This is a genomic window from Sphingomonas sp. DC4900, from assembly GCF_049896485.1.
Taxonomy (GTDB): domain Bacteria; phylum Pseudomonadota; class Alphaproteobacteria; order Sphingomonadales; family Sphingomonadaceae; genus Sphingomonas; species Sphingomonas aquatilis.
Genome location: NZ_JAFCUK010000002.1, coordinates 17,711 through 33,880 on the forward strand (window position 1 = coordinate 17,711; position 16,170 = coordinate 33,880).

The window sequence follows — 16,170 nt, forward strand, 5'->3', positions numbered from 1 at the left end:
ATATCCCCGACTATGCCCCGGCGGTCGCATGGCGGCGGGCGTCAGGTCAACGTCCGCGCGAACAGCCAGCTTCGTAACGCACTGGCAAGGTTGGGCGGATCGTCCGCGGCGATACGCAGCACGTCGATCTCGGCGACCAGCGCGGACAGCGGCAGGCCGCAGTCCTGCGCCGCCTCTTCCAGCGCGCGCCAGAACACGGGCTCCAGGCTGATCGACGTCTGGTGACCGGCGATCGTGATCGACCGCTTCACCGGGCCGATGAAGCCGCAGGCGGGTGCTGCAATGTCAGGCATCGGCCCAGCGCCGCAGCAGATTGTGATAGATGCCGGTCAGTTTGACGACCGCGGGATCGCCCTGGCCGTTGCTGGCCGCGACCGACTGGATCGCCTCGTCCAGTTCAAACAGCGTGCGCCGCTCGCCATCGTCGCGCACCATTGATTGCAGCCACAGAAAGCTCGCGGTGCGCACGCCCCGCGTCACCGGCGTCACGCGATGCAGGCTGGAGGCGGGATAGAGGACCAGATGCCCGGCGGGCAGCTTCACGGTCTGCGGGCCGAAGCGATCCTCGATCACCAGCTCGCCGCCATCGTAACTGTCGGGATCGTCGAGGAACAATGTCGCCGACAGGTCGGACCGGATGCGGAAATCGGTGCCGCGTTGCAGGCGGATGGCATTGTCGACGTGCAGCCCGAAATCCTCGCCGCCCTCATAGCGGTTGAACAGCGGCGGAAACACCTTGAGCGGCAGCGCGGCAGCGAAGAACAACGGCGACCGCCCCAGCGCATCGAGCACGAACGCCGCGCCAGCGCGCGCCGCCTCCGATCCTTCGGCCAGCTGCCGGTTGCGCTTGGCGAGCACCGCCTGCGGGCCCGAGGTGACGTTGCCGTCCACCCATTCGCCTGCGTCGATCAGCCCCCGCAGCCGCGCCACGCCCGCCGCATCCAGAATATCGGGGATGGCAATCAGCATGACTGGTGGTTCCTCAGGTCTCTTCCCCGCCGGGGGCTGATGTGGCGGGGAAGAGTAGCAAAGATCAGAAGCTGCGGAACAGGCTGAGCACCGTCTGGCGCCGATCGCCGGGCATCGCCCAGCCGCCGGTCACGACGCCGCTGGTCGCGTTGATATTGTTGCGGACGTTGGTCAGATACTTTTCGTCCGTCAGGTTCTGGATGTTGAGCTGCGCGGTCCAGCCGTTGCCGAAGCTGTAGGCCAGATAGGCACGGTGGATCAGATAGTCGGGCGCGCGCAGCTGCACGCCGTTGGTCAGCACCGGGACATAGGTGGTGAACGACCCCTGATAGGTCAGGCCATAGCCCAACTCGAGCCCGAACGGCAGCTTGTACGTGGTGAACAGGCTGCCCGAATGCGTCGGCGTCTGCACCAGCGGGCTGCCACGCTGCGGGTCGGGGTTGGCGACCGAATTGTTGCAACCGGTGCTGCCCGGATTGGCGAGGCAGTAATTCGACACCGACTGCAACACCGTGCTGTCGAGATAGGTGTAATTGGCGAAGATCGTCCACGCCTTGGTGATATTGCCCGATGCGCCCAGCGCGATGCCGTCGACGCGGCTCTTGCCGCCCAGCACCTGCACCGTCGGCAGCGCGGGGTCGTTCGAGGGCACGCGATAATTGGTGCGCTCGTTACGGAACACCGCCGCGGTCAGCTCCAGCCGGCGATTGAACAGCCCCGCCTTCACGCCCGCCTCGTAATTGCGCGCGGTTTCGGGCGCGACGCCGCAGGTGTTGGTGACAATATTGTTCGATACGCTGACGCAGCCCGCGCGCACGCTCGGCGACGAGGGCGTCTTGGCGTTGCCGTAGCCGGCATAGACGCTGACGTCGCGCACCGGGTGGAACACCGCGCCGACGCGGTACGAGAACAGCCGTTCGTTGTTGATCTGCGGCGTCTGCAACGCGGCAACCGGCTGCGTCACGCCCGGCGCCAGCGTCCGGAGCGGCAGCGCGCGGAAATCGCTGCGCTGCATTTCCCAGCGCACGCCGCCGTTCAGTTCGAAGAAGCGGTTCAGCTCCAGCGTGTCGAAGGCATAGACCGCGACATTGGTCTGGGTCGACCGCGACTGCGCCGTGGTGACGTAGTTGATCGGCCCGCGATAGACGCTGTCGGGATTGCTGATCGACAACGTCGGCAGCGGCGACACCGCCGATCCGTCCGCGTTGCGCAGCAGCGATCCGCTGGTGATCCGGTAATCCTCGACGATCGCGGACATGCCGATGTTGGCGACGTTGCGCAGGCCACCCTTTTCCCCATGCTCCAGCCGCAGGTCGGTCTGGTTGGCGAGTAGCTGGTTCTCCTGGTCGCGCACCAGCCCGCGCGGGCCGGACGGGATCCACTGACCGGGCTGCAACCCTGTCGGACACGCGAGCCCCTGCGGATTGGTCGCGCTGGTCGCAACCGGCTGGCGGCCCGTACCGACGAGGCAGAAGGTGCCCTGCGGCGCGCTCGTCACGCTATACTGGCCGACGCGCTGCCAGCGGGTCAGGTTGCGGATCGAGACATGCGCATCCGCCTGATGGCGGAAGGTCGCGGTAAAGCGATCCACCGTAATCTGCTGGCGATCGAGGTTGCTGTACCCGTAATAGTCGCTGCGATCCGCGCCGGTGATCAGGCCGCCGACCAGCGCGTTGTTGAAATAGGGCACGCCGTACAGCGGCGTGTTGTCGTCGCGCTGGTGGACATAGGCGAGCGTCAGGCTGGTCGGCCCACCGATCCCGATCGTCACCGCGGGTGCGACGCCCCAGCGTTCGTACTTCTCGACGTCACGGCCCGGCACGTCGTTATGATGGTACACCGCGTTCAGGCGCACCGCGACATCGTCGCCGATGCGATGGTTCGCATCCACCGTGCCCCGCCAGTAATTGTCGGTGCCGACCGATCCCTGCACGATCGTCAGGTCTTCGGCGCGCGGTTCCTTGGTGACGAGGTTGATCGTGCCGCCGACGCTGCCCGATCCGTTGAAGACCGAATTGGCGCCGTTATAGACTTCGATCTGCTGCAGATTGAACGGATCGGTGCGGCTGTATTGCGCGGTATCGCGGATACCGTCGATCGTGATGTCGGTATTGGCCGAATAGCCGCGCAGGTTGATGCTGTCGCCATAGCCGCCGCCGCCCTCGCCCGCACCGAAGGTGATGCCGGGGATCGTCTGCAACGCATCGCGCAGCGTCTGGAGGTTCTGCTTGCGCAGCACCTGGTCGGAGATGACGGTGATCGTCTGCGGCGTGTCGATCAGCGCCGACGTCGCCTTGGGGCTTTCGACCACCGCAGGCGCCACCTGTCCCTTGCCGTTGACGATGATGTCGTCGCGCTCGCCCTCGCGCCGGGCATCCTGCGCCTGCGGGTCGGCGGCGACGTCCGTCTTCGTGGTCGCCGCAACCGGATCAGCGGCAAAGGCCGGCGCGGACGCAAGGAAGCCGATGCACGACAGCGCCAGAAACGGTGGTTTGGTCATTAAGAACGGTCCCCTTTATGGGGCGTTCGTTAATGCGAGTTATTATCACCGTCAACGCTAATGCGAGCTACTCGCATATATTTACACGGTATACGCCGCGGTGGCACACCCTCATTGCGTGATCCGCGCCGTCGCCACCGCGTTCTGGAACAATGCCGACAAGGCGGCCGCAATGTCCCCGTCAGTGGTCACCTTCGTGTACAGACCGGTCGAGGCGCAGGCCTGCAGCGCGGGTTCGACCTTGTACAGATTGGGTGCGACGTTGACCTGCGACCAATTGTCGTTGTCGAGCGATTCGCGCAGATATTCGGTGTACAGCACCGCGATGCGGATGCCGCGTGCCTTGATCGCGTCGCATTTGGCGGTGTCGATCGCGATTTCGGGCTTGCCGCCGGAACGCGCTTCGTCGCGCATGCCGTCGGTGATCATGAACATCACCGCCTTGGGCGCCTCGCCGTTCAGCCCCGATCCCGGATCGGTCATCATCGCGTTGATGTTGTCCATGGCATCGCTGGTGCCGCTGTCCTGGTCGTTGAAGCCGACCTCGGTGCTTTTGCACGCGGAGGTCGGGCAGCCATTGCTGTAGAATTTCGATGGGCCGATCAGGCCGGTCGCATCGATGATCTTCTGGACGGTGCCGGTCAGGCTCTGGAGCGTCGAAAAGCCGCCCTTCCCCCGGAACCCCGCCATCGCGAACTGATAGGCCGCGCCGTTGCGACTGGCGGTCGTCGTCGCCGTGCTGATCAGGCTGCGCACGGCGGTCGCCTCTTCATCGACCCGCAAGGTCAGATTGTACGACCGGGCGACGTTGTACAGGCTCGTCTGATTGCCGTTGGCGTCGGTGCCGGTCAGGTCGTTGACCGAATGGCAGGCGAATTTGCAGCCCTTGCTATTGCTCTGGGCGATCTTCAACAGGCCTGCGCTCGTCGTCGGCAGCGCCATCGATCCCGACACGTCGAGCAGCATGTAGAAATTCATGTTCGGCGCGATGGCGTTGGTCGTCGACGACGCACCACTGATGTTGAGCACCCGAAGGCCCAGCACGCGCGCAAAGACGTTCCCCGACGTCGCGGTATAGGTGACCGACGCGGTGCGCCGCCCGGTGCTGTCCTTCACCGCGGTCGCGGTCACATTGGTCAGCTGCACCGCGCCGGGACCGAGCACCGACTGCGCCTGGATCAGGAACATCTGCCGCGCCTGATCGGCGGCAGTCTTGTCGTCCAGCGGCATGGCGATCTTGCTGACCGCCACCAGCGCCGCCGCATCGGCGACCCCGTTCAGCTTGGTCTGCGACTTCATCGCGCGCGCGTAATCGATGCCCATGCCGACCGCGAAGGTCATCGGCATCACGGCAAAGCCGAACATCATCAGCACGTTGCCGCGGCGGTCGCGGCGGACGTCACGCAGGCGGGAGAGCAGGGAAAAGGTCATGGGATCAACAATCCACACAGGTGACGGCAGAGGAATTGCGCGGCAGCATGATCAGCGAATCGCCCAGCTTGATCGGCCCGATGAAGCCGAAGTTGGTCGGCGGCTGATAGGCATAGGTCACGCGGGCGATCAGGAACGACACGCCGCGCACCCGCATCTGGGTGGGGATCGTCGCCACGGTGCCCTTCACGTCGGGAATCCCGTTCAGGGCCCGGCTCCAGTCGACGCGCGCCTGGTAATTGTTGTCGATCGTGACATGCGTCAGCCGGATCGTCGCGCGGGCGGCGGGATAGGGCGCCATCACCTGCGTCGCGGCGGCCAGACTGTTGTCGATCTCGCGCTGCGTGGTCGAGCCGGTCGCGTTCTGGGCGATCAGGTCGGCGACGCCGCGCGTCGCGATCGTCACCTTACGATTGCACGAAATGCCGTCCTGCAACTGGACGCTGCCCAGGTACAGGATCAGCAGGATCGGCAGGATCATCGCGAATTCGATCAGCGCCAGCCCGCGTCGATCGCGCCGCAATGCCCGCAGCGGGCGCGGCCATCTCATGCGGCGCCCGGTCATTGATAGGTCTCCGATTTCGCGACCGACGTCGCCATCAGCAGCCGCCGGCCCTTGCCGATGTTGCTGAAATCGAACAGCGGCGACGTCTGGATCGGCCACACGTACATGAAGCGGACGGCGACGATCGATCCCTGGTTCCCCAGGTCGTAGGCGAAGACGTTGGCGATGCGGCCGTCGGGGCCCATGGTGATCGCCGGCGGCGAATTGTCGAGCAGCGTCCAGTCGACCGCGCTCTTCACTTCCACGTACAGGCGCGAACACGGCAGGAAGGCCGGCAGCGATGCGCAGCCCGCCTGACGGAACCGTTCGGCGAGTTGCGCCCGCGTCATGCCCGACATGGTGCCTTTATCGTCGGCGGCCTGCGTCCGGCCGGTCACGATCCCGCGTGCGGCGCGCTCGACCGCGGTTTCCAGCGTTTCCTGGACGAAATAGGCCAGGCTCGTCACGGCCACCGCCAGCATCAGCGCGACGAACGGCACCGCGACGATCGCGAATTCGACGATCGTCGCACCCCGCGCATCGCGCAACAGGCGCGCGGCGCCGCGATGCGCCGCGGGCGCGCGATGCGCCGGGCGCCGGGCACGGGCGCGTGGGATGGTCGGAGGCCTCATGCGGCCATCCTACCGGACAAAAGTAAACAAAAATCCAAACTGGTCCGCTTCGGGCTTTCCAGCGAAATGGATTTATAGGCCGGCCGCGTCGGCGGTCACAGGAAGGCGGGCGCCTGCCGCAGCTGCTGATAGGCCGCGATCACCTTTTGCAGCATCGCTTCGTGGCTGCGATCGCCGCCGTTGCGATCGGGGTGATAGGTGCGGACGAGTTCCGAATAGCGCTTGCGCAGCGCGGTCCGATCGGCGTCCGGGGCCAGCCCCAGCACCTTCAGGCTCGCCCGGTCCTGGCCCGACAGCGGCTTGCCGTCGCTGCGCTCGGGCGCGACCTCGCGGCGATAGCGGGCGCCGATCGCGTCGAGCGGATCGCGGAAATCGGCCCAGCGCGGCCCCTGGTCGCCCGTGCCCGCGCGCGCGAACGCCCGCGTTTCGCTTTCCCAGCCCGCCAGCGGCCGCTGCGCGCGATGGATCTCGTCTGCGGTCATCCCGTCGAAGTAATTGTACCGGCTGTTGAACGCGCGGACATGCTCCAGGCACATCCAGCGGAACGCGCCCGGCCCGCCGCCGCCATCGCTCGCGCCTTCCAGCGGCGGCGCGCGGAATTCGCCCGGCTCGTCGCAGCCCGGCTCGGCGCACATCCGGCCATTCGCTTCCACCCGGCCATGAAACCGCGTGTGCGGCCGGTCTTTCCTGTCACTTCCGCGCGCCACGAACGCTCCCTAATCTGCGCAAGTCTGGCTATATAGGCGCGATGACCGACACCGCCACCGCCGCCCGTCCCCTCGCCGACATCATCGCGGAGCGCTTGCGCGACGCGCTGCAACCGACCCATCTTGAGGTCGTCAACGACAGCCATCATCACGCCGGCCATATGGGGGACGACGGCACCGGGGAGTCGCATTTCAGCGTGTCCGTCGAAAGCCCGCTGTTCGCCGGCGAAACCCGCGTCGCACGCCAGCGCCGCGTGAACAAAGCGCTCGCCGATCTGTTGTCGTCGCGCATCCATGCCCTCGCGATCAAGGCACGCGCGCCGGGCGAGTGAACGGGAGAGCCTGATGCCCTATCGCTTGTGGTATTGGCCGACGATCCAGGGGCGCGGCGAGTTCGTGCGCCTGGCGCTGGAGGCGGCCGGCATCGACTATCTCGACTGCGCCCGGCTGGAGGGTGTCGAGGCGATGATGGCCGATATGGAAACGCGGGCGAAGGCCGGCCGCGGCCCGTTTGCCCCGCCCTATCTCGCGCTCGACAATCACGCGGTGGCGCAGGTCGCCAACATCCTGCAATTCCTCGGCCAGCAGCACGATCTGGCGCCGTCGAACCTTGCCGACCGGCAGTGGATCAACCAGCTGCAATTGACCATCGCCGATTGCATCGCGGAGGTTCACAGCGTCCATCATCCCGTCGCCATGATGGCCTATTACGACGATCAGAAGGACGAGGCCGCGCGCGCCGCCGACCAGTTCCGCCGGGAACGCCTGCCCAAATATCTCGACCATTTCGAGGCCGCGGCCCGGCATGGTCCGACCGAATGGCTGGTCGACCATCGCTGGACCTATGCCGACACCTCGCTGTTCCAGCTGGTCGAGGGGCTGCGCTACATGTTCCCGCAGCGGATGGCGGCTCTGGAATCGCGCTATCCTGCATTGCTCCGCCTGCGTGATGCGGTGGCGGACCTGCCCGGCATCCGCGCCTATCTGAAAAGCGATCGGCGCCTGCCTTTCACGACCGAGGGGATCTTCCGCCACTATCCCGAACTCGACTGCGGATCGCGCCTGCACTGAACCGCAGCGTTTCCGGATTGCGGGCTGTCGCGATCGCGCCGGACCGGTAAGACACGCCCCAGCCCGCTGGCCTCCAGCCGTGCCCCGCAAGGCTGGCGCCCAAGGCCTACAGCCGTCGGCCGGCTGACACCGAACGGGGAGAGGAAGGAAGCCCGATGTCGTCGCCCGTGACCCGCGTCCCCCGCCCCGCCGCCCGCATCCTGCTGGTCGATGGCGCCGGCCGCGTGCTGCTGATGCGCTTCACCCCCGGCGACCGCCCGCCCCTGTGGTGCACGCCCGGCGGCGCGGTCGATCCCGGCGAAACCTACCCGCAGGCGGCCCGCCGCGAACTGTGGGAAGAGGTGGGGCTGGACATCGACTGCGGGCCGGAGGTCGCGCAGCGCACCTGCGAATTCCTGACCTTCGAAGGCGTCGAGGTGATCGCCGACGAACGCTATTTCCGCGTCGATATCGATCGCCACGACGTGCAGGCCGGCGCGCTGACCGCGCTCGAACAGCGCGTGCTGGCGGGATCGCGCTGGTTCGCATTGTCCGAACTCGCCGATTGGCCGGAAGTCATCTACCCTGCTGATCTCGAACAGCTTCTTCGCGAAACGGAGCCTGCCCGTGCTTGACGATTTCGTCCTCCAGACAATCACACCCGTCACCCACGACCTGGGCGGGTTCAAGGTCCACCGCACGCTGCCAGGCCGCGCCCGCACGATGGTGGGGCCGTTCCTGTTCTTCGACCAGATGGGCCCGGCACAGCTTGCCGCGGGCGGCGGCATCGACGTGCGCCCGCACCCGCACATCAACCTCGCGACCGTCACCTATCTGTTCGACGGCGCGATCGAACATCGCGATTCGCTCGGCACGCAGCTGCGGATCGAACCCGGCGCGGTGAACCTGATGACCGCCGGCCATGGCATCGTCCATTCGGAACGCTCCCCCGGCGACGAACGCGCGCACGGTCCGGTGCTGTCCGGCATCCAGACCTGGCTCGCCTTGCCCGACGCCCAGGAGGAAATGGCGCCCGATTTCGAACATGTCGCGCGCGATGCGCTGCCCACGCTGGAGGCGAACGGCGCCCGCGCGCGCATCATCATGGGCGAATTGTGGGGCCAGCGTGCGCCGACCACCACCTATGCCGGCACGATCTACGCCGACATCCTGCTCGATCCCGGTGCCGCCGTCCCCATCGACGCCGCGGCGGACGAGCGCGCCATCTATCTCGCCTTCGGTGAGGCGACGCTGGAGGGCGTGCCGCTGGAACCGATGAAACTCTACGTCCTGCGCCCCGGCATCGCCGCGACGCTGCGTTCGGAGACCGGCGGCCGGGCGATGCTGGCGGGCGGCGACGCCTTCACGACCCCGCGCCACGTCTGGTGGAACTTCGTCTCGTCGCGCCGCGAACGGATCGAGGAGGCGCGCCGCGCCTGGACCGCCGGCGAATTTCCGCTCGTCCCCGGCGACGACAAGGAATGGATTCCGATCCCCCAGGTGCCCAACACGGTCAGCTATCCCTGAGGCGTCTTTCGGCGCGTCCGTGCGTTAGGCCCTTCGAAAGCGGGGCGAATATGTGCGCAGGTGACGACGAATATTGGATGCGGATGGCGATCGACGTCGCGCGATCGAAGGGGTCCGATCCGTCGACCTCGCCGCTCGGCTGCGTGATCGTGCGCGACGGCAAGGTGCTCGCCGCCGAACGCAACCAGACGCACGAGCTGCCCGACGCGACCGCGCATGCCGAAATGATGGCGATCCGCCGCGCCTGCGAAGGGATCGGCGAACTCGAACTGCGCGGCGCGACGCTCTATTCGACGCTGCAACCCTGCGGCATGTGTACGATGGCGTCGATCTGGTCGAAGGTCGGCCGCGTCGTCTTCGGCGCCGGCCGCGACGACGTCCATCCGATGTATTTCGAAGCGCGCCACGTCGACACGCTCGCCTTCATCGCCGACGCCTATCGCGACGATATCGAGATCGAAGGCGGCTGCCTCGCCGACGAATGCGCCGAACTGTACTATGGCCCCGATGCCGATCTGCCGAAAGAGGAGCAGGCGAACCTGTGAGCGTCAACGTCAACACCGCCACCGCGGACGAGCTCGACGCCGTTCCCGCACTCGCCGGCCACGGCTTCGAAATCGTCCGCTACCGCGAAGACCGCGGCGGCTTCACCGCGCTTCGCCAATTGGACGAAGTGCCGGGCCTCGCCGGCAAGGTCGACCCCGACGACGACACGCTGACGCTGGAGTAAAGGACACCCCCTCCGTCATCCCGGCGCACGCCGGGATCCATGGGGGGCGACGTCCTCAGCGTGGGCGTGCGACCTCAGACACGCACGCGTCCATGGATTCCGACATGCGCCGGGATGACGAATGGAGGGCGCGCCAACCAAAGCGCCCGTCACGCTGCCCCCAAGCAACCCCGTCGGCCAACACACAAACCCCCGCCCCCCTCCGTCATTCCCGCGAAGGCGGGAATCCAGACGCGCTACCGTCGCGGCTCCATCGCATTCGATAGCGGTTATGGATCCCCGCCTCCGCGGGGATGACGGTCAGGCTTAAAGGGCACGCCAACCAACACCCGCCAGCCAACCGACACCCGCGAGCCAAAAAACGCCCTACGCCCCCAACCCCGCAAACCACGCCGCATACGGCGTGTTGCGCGCCATATGCCGGTTGAGGTCCGGCGCGCCGTCATCCCACCACACCGGTCCGCGCTCGCCGAGCGCCACCTTCGCCGCATCCACCGCGGCATGCGCCTGCGTCTCCGCATCCGCGTCACCCGCCCGTTTCGCCGCGGCCACCGCCCGCCGCGCCGCCATCAGCTGCGCTACCAGCCGTTGCCGCTCGTCCTCCGCCAGCGCAGGGTTGGCGCGTCGCCACAGCCGTCCGCGCACCACGATATAGCGCAGGTCCGGCGTCACCGGCGGGGCCGTCCCACTCAGACCGGGGCCTCGATCGCGAAGCGCACGCCCTCGGGCGCATAGGTGATGCCGGCCTCCCCCTCGACATGCTGGGCGAAGACGCGCTGGATCATGCGCGTGCCGAAGCCGGTGTGCATCGGCGCGGTCACCGGCGGGCCGCCCTGTTCGTCCCAGCTGAACGCGAAGCGCCGCGCGCCGACCGCGCCGACCAGCGCCCAGCGGATCGCGACCTGCCCCTCGGGCACCGACAGCGCGCCATATTTGATCGCGTTGGTCGCCAGTTCGTGCAGCGCCATCGACAGCGCCAGCGTGATCTCGGGGCTCAGGCGGATGTCCGGCCCCTCGATCGTGAAGCGCCGGCCGTTGCTGTCGAGGAACGGCGCCAGCACGCGCTCGACGATCTCGCCGATCGCCGCACCCTCCACCTCGTCGCGCACCAGCAGCTCGTGCGCCGCGCCCAGGCTCGCGATCCGTCCCGCCACCGCCGCCCGTGCCTCGCCGAGCGAGGGCGCGTCACGCAACGTTTGGCTGACCACCGCCCCGACGGTCGCCAGCGTGTTCTTCACCCGGTGCGTCAGCTCGCGCGCCAGCACCGCGCGATGCTCCTCGGCGAATTTGCGCGCGGTGATGTTGCTGGTGAAGCCCGACATTTCCAGCGGCGTCCCATCGGCGCGCCGCTGCACCGCACCGCGCGCATGGATCCAGCGCTGCTCGCCCGCCGGCGTCAGGATGCGATATTCGATGTCATAGGGGGCGTCGTTGACGATCGTATCCCTGATCGCGGCGAGCACGCGCGCGGCATCGTCCGGGTGCAGGCTTTCGGCCAGGTCCTGCTCGCCGAAGTGCGCCCCCGGCGGAAACCCGAAATTGTCCAAGCAGGACGCCGATGCGGTCAGCATGTTGCTCGGCAGCGCCAGCGTCCAGGTGCCGAGGCCACCCGCATTGAGCGCCATCGCCAGCCGTGCCTCGCGCTCGGCGAGCAACGCCTCGCGCTTTTCCAATTCGGCATTCAGCGAGTCGCGATCCTGCTGCAATTGCTGCAGCCGGTGCCGTTCGATCGTCACGTCCAGCTGCGATGCGACGAAATAACGCAGCTCGCCCGCGGCATCGAACACCGGCGCCACCATCAGCCGGTTCCAAAAGGGCGTGCCGTTGCGCCGGTGGTTGAGCAGGTCGACTTCGATCCGCTCGCGCCGTCGGATCGCGGTGCGCAGCCGCTCGACATCCGCAGAATCGGTCAGCGGCCCCTGCATGAACCGACAGTTGCGGCCCAGCACTTCGGCCGCCTCAAAGCCCGTCAGCGCGGTAAACGCGTCGTTCACATAGATGAGCGGATTGTCGGGCAGCGTGGGATCGCTGACCACGATCGCGGTGATCGAATGCTGGACCACCGCCAGGAACGGGTCGCTGGGGTCGAGCCCGCGCAGGAACGCGTCAATCGCCGCGCGCACGGCGGGCGGCGCGACGAATGGCGTGTGCGGAACGGGGGGCAGCGGCTGTCGGTCCAAAGCAGGAACAGTCTTAGGCTAAAGCGGATGCCCGGACAAGAGACGCTACCGTTACGGATGCAATCGGATTGGCGTCAAAAGGCATCGGCGGCGAACCATCATGTCGTTGATCCGCCGCGATTTAATGGCGGGCTCGTTATGCGCCGTTGGTTGCCTTGAACGCGGCGGTCCGGGCGATGCGATCCGCCATCGCCAGCCATGCCTCTTCCGACCGGCGATAGCGATCGCGCACCTGCGACAGCTGGGTCGCTGCGGCCTCGCGCGCGCAGGACGCCGCCTGCTCCCGATAATAGCTTTCCATGGCGTCAGGCCCCTTTCTGCATGGTCGATCGAGATGGTCGATACGCCACGCGACAGCGCCGGCGCGCCCGGCGGCACAGACCATCGCAATGGCTTAAGAAAACGAAGGACCCGCATTCGCGCATCCGGTTCGGATGGCGCTGCTCAGGCCGTGCAAGGGGCCTTGCGATGGGGAGACTGTTGGTCAGGGCAGGTCCGGCAGGTCAAACGATGCGGGCGCAATCGGATGAGACCCGCCCGTTTGACCTACAACGCGCGATCCGCTCGGCGGTTCCCATGCCATGACGGGCCCGTGATGCGAAGCGGGGCGGACCCTTCGGCCCGCCCCGCCCGGCGTCACTTCTTCTTTTCGCCCGAGGCGTCGGAGATGGCGGAGCCGGCCGACTTCAGGTCCTTGCCCGCGCCGTTGACCGTGTTGCACGCCGACAGCGACAGCACGGTGGCGAGCGCCAGCGCGGCGCCGATGGTCTTGGTGGTCATCATCGTGTCCTTTCCAGACAGTCGGTAAAAGGATGCGGCGGGCCCGAATACGCCGGCCCGCCGCGCACACTCAGCGCAGCTTGCGGCGGGTCGCCGCAGTTGCACCGAAACCGGCCGCGCCAGCGCCGATCAGCAGCGCGAGCACGAGCATGAACGAGGTGCCGGCGGCAGCGCCCGCCGCCTTGTCGGTCGCGACCTTCGCGGTTTCGACCGTCTTGTCCTTGGCCTGGACGAACTGCTGCTTGGCGCGCGTCACCTGGGCCTGCGCCTGTTCGCGGCTGATCTTGCGCTGCGCGGCGACGATGTCGACGACGCGGGCTTCCGCCTGCTGACCGTCGGCGCCGCCACGGGCCATCGCCGGCAGTTCCTTGGCGATCGCAGTCTGCGCCTGCTCGGGCGTCATCTGCGCGGGATCGTTCGGCGCGTCCGACAGATAGGCCGCAGCCTCGCTGCGCACGTCCTGCTTGTCGATGCCCGCGACCGAGGCTGCGGCCGGTGCCGCCGCGCCCACCGTGCTGCCCGCCGCGCCGGCGACCGCACCCACCGTGCGGAACGCGCCGCCGATGATGCCGCCGACGACCGAGGTCAGCAGGTACAGCGTCAGGATCAGCGTAACGCCCCACACGACCAGGCCGTGGACCAGCGCGTCGAACCGGTCATGCACGCCCGCGACGCGGGCCGCGGCATAGCCGCCCGCGCCCAGCGCGATGACGGTGGTGATCAGCCAGAAGATGCCCGCGCCGATGCCGAAGCCCGCAGCGCCCGGCGTCGTGCCCTCGACCGGATCGACCATGGTCAGGCCGATGCCCGCGCCCAGGATGCCCAGCACCAGCTGCACCGCCACGGCGATGACGACGCCGGCGAACACCGCGCCCCAGGACAATCGGGTCGGCGTCTTCGCCGTGCGCAGGTCATCGCCCGGCACCGGGCCGGTATAAGCATGGGTAGCCATAATCACTCCTGTTGGAAAAATGCGTGTCCGGGATCAGTCCCGGGATTCCTTGGTCCGGCGGGTCGCCGCAGCGGTGCCCGCGTCCTTCTCGGCACGACCACGCTCGCGCGCCGCATCGTCGCCGATCAACTTGCCGATCGCTTCCTGCACGGACCCCTTGGTCGCGCGCTTGGCGGCATCGGCTTTCGGGGTCTTGCTCATGCCGCCGCCTCCGTTTCGATGACGACGCCTTCGCCGTCGAAGCCGCGCGCGCGGGCCCAGGCGACTGCGGCGATGCGCCGGTTGACGCCGATCTTGGCGTAGATGCGCGCGACATGGTTGCGCACCGTGTTGCCCGATACGTCGAGCGCCCGCGCGATCCGCTTGTCGTCATAGCCGCGGCAGATCAGCGCCAGCACGTCGCGTTCGCGCCGCGTCAGATCGTCCAGGCCCGGCCCGTCCGCCTGCCGCTCGGGCGCGCGCAGCCGGGCGAGCTTGTCCATGATCGACCGGCTGAACCAGCTGGTGTCCTTCATCACCGCCTCGATCGCCTCGACCAGCTCCAGCTCGGTCGCCTTGCGCTGCGTGATGTCCTGGAACGCCCACAGCACGCAGGCGTCGTCGCCCAGCCGGATCGCCTCGGTCGACACCAGACAGTCGATCCCTGCGCCGTCCTTGGCATGGATGCGCGCCTCATGGCCGCGCAGCGCATGGCCGTCCTCGATCAGCGCCTCGATCTCTTCGCGCATCGTGGAATGTTCCCACAATTCCACCTCGCCCAGCGGGCGGCCGATGATCTCGGTCGAGGCATAGCCGGTCATCTGCGTGAAGCTGGCATTCACCTCGCACAGCAGATGTCCGTCGCGCGCGCCGATCGCCATCGGCACCGGCGCCATCTGGAAGGTGCGGGTGAACCGCTCCTCGCTGTGGCGCAGCGCGCCCTCCGCCTTCCGGCGCGGTTCGAGGTCGGCGAAGGTGAACAGCATGCACGGCTGGTCGCCCATGTCGATCGGTTGCCCGGCGACGATCACCAGCTTGGTGCCGCCGCCCGGCAGCTCCAGCTCCGCCTCCATCTGCGGGATCGTCCGCCCTTCGGCGAGCCGTTCCTTGGCCAGATCGCGGCGTTCCGCCTCGCGCAGCACGTCGATGTCGTACACCGTCTTGCACAGCACCTGGTCGCGCTGATGCCCGGTCATCTCCAGGAACCCCTGGTTGACCTTGACGAAGCGCAGGTCGCTCAATCGGCAGATCACCGCCGGCGCCGGATTGGCGTTGAACGACTGTTCGAAGCGATCCTCCGCCTCGTAGCGCGCCGACACGTCCTGGATGATCAGCACCAGGCACGCCGGCTCGCCATCGTCCGCGTCGTTGAGCACCAGGCTGCGCACCTGATGCACCCAGCGCGGGGCATCCTCGCCCGCCACAGTTACCTCGACGACCACTTCGGAAAAGCTGTCGCCCGCGACGACGCGTTCGATCGGGTAATCGTCCGCTTCCAGCCGGTGATTGTTGCGATAGCGCAGCTGGAAGCGGGATCGATATTCGTCGACGGTCGCGCCCAGCTCTCCGACCGATCCGACGCCGTGCATCGCCAGCGCGGCGTCGTTCGCCCAGAGCAGGCTCTGGTCGGGATCGATCAGGATCACCCCCTCGTCGAGACCGACGATGATCTGGCGCAGATGGCGCAGATCGACGGTATCACGCAGGGATTTGAGCAGGGCGGCCGTCATCGCGTGCCCCTCAGGCGCGACGCCCGTGGATCAGCCAGCCGAGCGCATAGCCGCCCACCAGCGCGGCCACCGCCCACAGAGCCGGCGTGTCCTGCACGGTCTTCGCCGCCGCCTTGCCATGTTCGCGCGCGGCATCCGCAGCGACCTTGCCGTGCTTGCCCGCGGCATCCTTGGCGCGCGCGGCGGTGTCGCCCGCCACGTCGGCGATCCGCTCGCCCGCGTCCTTCAGCCGGTCGCGCGCTTCGTCGAGCAACTCGGGTGCGCTGTCCACCGCCTCGCCGATGATCGACTTGGCGCGACCATAGGTATGCTGGGCACCGCCGGCGACCTGATCGACGACGCCATCGACCTGCCAGTCGCGGCTGTTCACCGTATCGCCGACCGCCTTTTCGACCTTGCCGGTCGCATAGCGCACGCCGCCGTGGAATTCGTCCTTGTTCATGGAATATCTCCTTTGCG

General features: G+C 67.5%; 21 protein-coding genes. 6 read left to right on the forward strand and 15 right to left on the reverse strand.

Features of this window, described 5'->3' with window-relative positions:
* Nucleotides 1-41: 41 nt before the first annotated feature.
* The 7 genes from ACP690_RS02565 to ACP690_RS02595 all read right to left on the reverse strand — a co-directional run bounded on the left by ACP690_RS02565 (nt 42) and on the right by ACP690_RS02595 (nt 6,711).
* Complete coding sequence (locus tag ACP690_RS02565; protein ID WP_426260042.1) at nt 42-293, reverse strand: ribbon-helix-helix domain-containing protein; 252 nt, start codon at nt 291-293, stop codon at nt 42-44.
* A complete protein-coding gene (locus tag ACP690_RS02570; RefSeq protein ID WP_426260043.1) occupies nt 286-969 on the reverse strand; it encodes a Fe2+-dependent dioxygenase in 684 nt (227 codons plus the stop codon). The genes ACP690_RS02565 and ACP690_RS02570 overlap by 8 nt, the downstream gene beginning before the upstream one ends.
* 64 nt (nt 970-1,033) lie before the next feature.
* Nucleotides 1,034-3,469, reverse strand: coding sequence for a TonB-dependent receptor (locus tag ACP690_RS02575; RefSeq protein WP_426260044.1), 2,436 nt, complete (start codon nt 3,467-3,469; stop codon nt 1,034-1,036).
* A gap of 111 nt (nt 3,470-3,580) precedes the next feature.
* The gene (locus ACP690_RS02580) at nt 3,581-4,900 is read right to left on the reverse strand and encodes a pilus assembly protein TadG-related protein (protein ID WP_017977841.1); all 1,320 of its coding nucleotides are present in this window, start codon (nt 4,898-4,900) and stop codon (nt 3,581-3,583) included.
* 4 nt (nt 4,901-4,904) lie between these two features.
* Nucleotides 4,905-5,450, reverse strand: a complete 546-nt coding sequence (locus tag ACP690_RS02585) for a TadE/TadG family type IV pilus assembly protein (RefSeq protein ID WP_426260045.1) — start codon at nt 5,448-5,450, stop codon at nt 4,905-4,907.
* A gap of 11 nt (nt 5,451-5,461) precedes the next feature.
* Nucleotides 5,462-6,076: a TadE/TadG family type IV pilus assembly protein gene (locus ACP690_RS02590; protein WP_147036595.1), complete on the reverse strand. Its 615-nt coding sequence runs from the start codon at nt 6,074-6,076 to the stop codon at nt 5,462-5,464.
* Nucleotides 6,077-6,171: 95 nt separating this feature from the next.
* Entirely contained in the window at nt 6,172-6,711 is a 540-nt protein-coding gene (locus ACP690_RS02595) for a J domain-containing protein (RefSeq protein ID WP_426260048.1), read from the reverse strand.
* A 113-nt stretch (nt 6,712-6,824) separates the two neighbouring features.
* On the opposite strand from ACP690_RS02595, the gene ACP690_RS02600 reads away from it, so the two are divergent.
* From ACP690_RS02600 to ACP690_RS02625, 6 genes are all read left to right on the forward strand, one after another.
* Entirely contained in the window at nt 6,825-7,115 is a 291-nt protein-coding gene (locus tag ACP690_RS02600; protein ID WP_426260049.1) for a BolA family protein, read from the forward strand.
* Nucleotides 7,116-7,128: 13 nt separating this feature from the next.
* The gene (locus ACP690_RS02605) at nt 7,129-7,854 is read left to right on the forward strand and encodes a glutathione S-transferase family protein (protein WP_017977836.1); all 726 of its coding nucleotides are present in this window, start codon (nt 7,129-7,131) and stop codon (nt 7,852-7,854) included.
* Between the two features lie 155 nt (nt 7,855-8,009).
* Nucleotides 8,010-8,468, forward strand: a complete 459-nt coding sequence (locus ACP690_RS02610; RefSeq protein ID WP_116462496.1) for an NUDIX hydrolase — start codon at nt 8,010-8,012, stop codon at nt 8,466-8,468.
* The gene (locus ACP690_RS02615) at nt 8,461-9,360 is read left to right on the forward strand and encodes a pirin family protein (RefSeq protein ID WP_063687919.1); all 900 of its coding nucleotides are present in this window, start codon (nt 8,461-8,463) and stop codon (nt 9,358-9,360) included. The genes ACP690_RS02610 and ACP690_RS02615 overlap by 8 nt, the downstream gene beginning before the upstream one ends.
* 50 nt (nt 9,361-9,410) lie before the next feature.
* Entirely contained in the window at nt 9,411-9,905 is a 495-nt protein-coding gene (locus tag ACP690_RS02620) for a nucleoside deaminase (RefSeq protein ID WP_017977833.1), read from the forward strand.
* Nucleotides 9,902-10,090: a ComEA family DNA-binding protein gene (locus ACP690_RS02625; RefSeq protein WP_017977832.1), complete on the forward strand. Its 189-nt coding sequence runs from the start codon at nt 9,902-9,904 to the stop codon at nt 10,088-10,090. Before ACP690_RS02620 ends, ACP690_RS02625 begins: the two co-directional genes overlap by 4 nt.
* A gap of 366 nt (nt 10,091-10,456) precedes the next feature.
* Here the strand turns inward: ACP690_RS02625 and ACP690_RS02630 are convergent, their stop codons facing one another.
* The 8 genes from ACP690_RS02630 to ACP690_RS02665 all read right to left on the reverse strand — a co-directional run bounded on the left by ACP690_RS02630 (nt 10,457) and on the right by ACP690_RS02665 (nt 16,153).
* Nucleotides 10,457-10,762 (reverse strand): hypothetical protein, encoded by a 306-nt coding sequence (locus ACP690_RS02630; protein ID WP_426260050.1) that lies wholly within the window; start codon nt 10,760-10,762, stop codon nt 10,457-10,459.
* A gap of 17 nt (nt 10,763-10,779) precedes the next feature.
* The gene (locus tag ACP690_RS02635) at nt 10,780-12,213 is read right to left on the reverse strand and encodes an HWE histidine kinase domain-containing protein (RefSeq protein WP_426260051.1); all 1,434 of its coding nucleotides are present in this window, start codon (nt 12,211-12,213) and stop codon (nt 10,780-10,782) included.
* A gap of 193 nt (nt 12,214-12,406) precedes the next feature.
* Entirely contained in the window at nt 12,407-12,571 is a 165-nt protein-coding gene (locus ACP690_RS02640; protein ID WP_167509757.1) for a hypothetical protein, read from the reverse strand.
* A gap of 335 nt (nt 12,572-12,906) precedes the next feature.
* Nucleotides 12,907-13,050, reverse strand: coding sequence for an entericidin A/B family lipoprotein (locus ACP690_RS02645; RefSeq protein WP_018250489.1), 144 nt, complete (start codon nt 13,048-13,050; stop codon nt 12,907-12,909).
* Nucleotides 13,051-13,120: 70 nt separating this feature from the next.
* Complete coding sequence (locus ACP690_RS02650; protein ID WP_017977827.1) at nt 13,121-14,002, reverse strand: hypothetical protein; 882 nt, start codon at nt 14,000-14,002, stop codon at nt 13,121-13,123.
* A 33-nt stretch (nt 14,003-14,035) separates the two neighbouring features.
* Entirely contained in the window at nt 14,036-14,203 is a 168-nt protein-coding gene (locus ACP690_RS02655; RefSeq protein ID WP_167509756.1) for a hypothetical protein, read from the reverse strand.
* Entirely contained in the window at nt 14,200-15,711 is a 1,512-nt protein-coding gene (locus ACP690_RS02660; RefSeq protein WP_426260052.1) for a PAS domain S-box protein, read from the reverse strand. The genes ACP690_RS02655 and ACP690_RS02660 overlap by 4 nt, the downstream gene beginning before the upstream one ends.
* A 10-nt stretch (nt 15,712-15,721) precedes the next feature.
* Entirely contained in the window at nt 15,722-16,153 is a 432-nt protein-coding gene (locus tag ACP690_RS02665) for a CsbD family protein (protein WP_017977824.1), read from the reverse strand.
* Between the last annotated feature and the right edge of the window lie 17 nt (nt 16,154-16,170).

Coding starts and splice junctions, on each gene's coding strand:
- ACP690_RS02565 (WP_426260042.1), bottom strand. CDS start 293: ATGCCTGACATTGCAGCACCCGCCTGCGGCTTCATCGGCCCGGTGAAG.
- ACP690_RS02570 (WP_426260043.1), bottom strand. CDS start 969: ATGCTGATTGCCATCCCCGATATTCTGGATGCGGCGGGCGTGGCGCGG.
- ACP690_RS02575 (WP_426260044.1), bottom strand. CDS start 3,469: ATGACCAAACCACCGTTTCTGGCGCTGTCGTGCATCGGCTTCCTTGCG.
- ACP690_RS02580 (WP_017977841.1), bottom strand. CDS start 4,900: ATGACCTTTTCCCTGCTCTCCCGCCTGCGTGACGTCCGCCGCGACCGC.
- ACP690_RS02585 (WP_426260045.1), bottom strand. CDS start 5,450: ATGAGATGGCCGCGCCCGCTGCGGGCATTGCGGCGCGATCGACGCGGG.
- ACP690_RS02590 (WP_147036595.1), bottom strand. CDS start 6,076: ATGAGGCCTCCGACCATCCCACGCGCCCGTGCCCGGCGCCCGGCGCAT.
- ACP690_RS02595 (WP_426260048.1), bottom strand. CDS start 6,711: ATGTGCGCCGAGCCGGGCTGCGACGAGCCGGGCGAATTCCGCGCGCCG.
- ACP690_RS02600 (WP_426260049.1), top strand. CDS start 6,825: ATGACCGACACCGCCACCGCCGCCCGTCCCCTCGCCGACATCATCGCG.
- ACP690_RS02605 (WP_017977836.1), top strand. CDS start 7,129: ATGCCCTATCGCTTGTGGTATTGGCCGACGATCCAGGGGCGCGGCGAG.
- ACP690_RS02610 (WP_116462496.1), top strand. CDS start 8,010: ATGTCGTCGCCCGTGACCCGCGTCCCCCGCCCCGCCGCCCGCATCCTG.
- ACP690_RS02620 (WP_017977833.1), top strand. CDS start 9,411: ATGTGCGCAGGTGACGACGAATATTGGATGCGGATGGCGATCGACGTC.
- ACP690_RS02640 (WP_167509757.1), bottom strand. CDS start 12,571: ATGGAAAGCTATTATCGGGAGCAGGCGGCGTCCTGCGCGCGCGAGGCC.
- ACP690_RS02645 (WP_018250489.1), bottom strand. CDS start 13,050: ATGACCACCAAGACCATCGGCGCCGCGCTGGCGCTCGCCACCGTGCTG.
- ACP690_RS02650 (WP_017977827.1), bottom strand. CDS start 14,002: ATGGCTACCCATGCTTATACCGGCCCGGTGCCGGGCGATGACCTGCGC.
- ACP690_RS02655 (WP_167509756.1), bottom strand. CDS start 14,203: ATGAGCAAGACCCCGAAAGCCGATGCCGCCAAGCGCGCGACCAAGGGG.
- ACP690_RS02660 (WP_426260052.1), bottom strand. CDS start 15,711: ATGACGGCCGCCCTGCTCAAATCCCTGCGTGATACCGTCGATCTGCGC.
- ACP690_RS02665 (WP_017977824.1), bottom strand. CDS start 16,153: ATGAACAAGGACGAATTCCACGGCGGCGTGCGCTATGCGACCGGCAAG.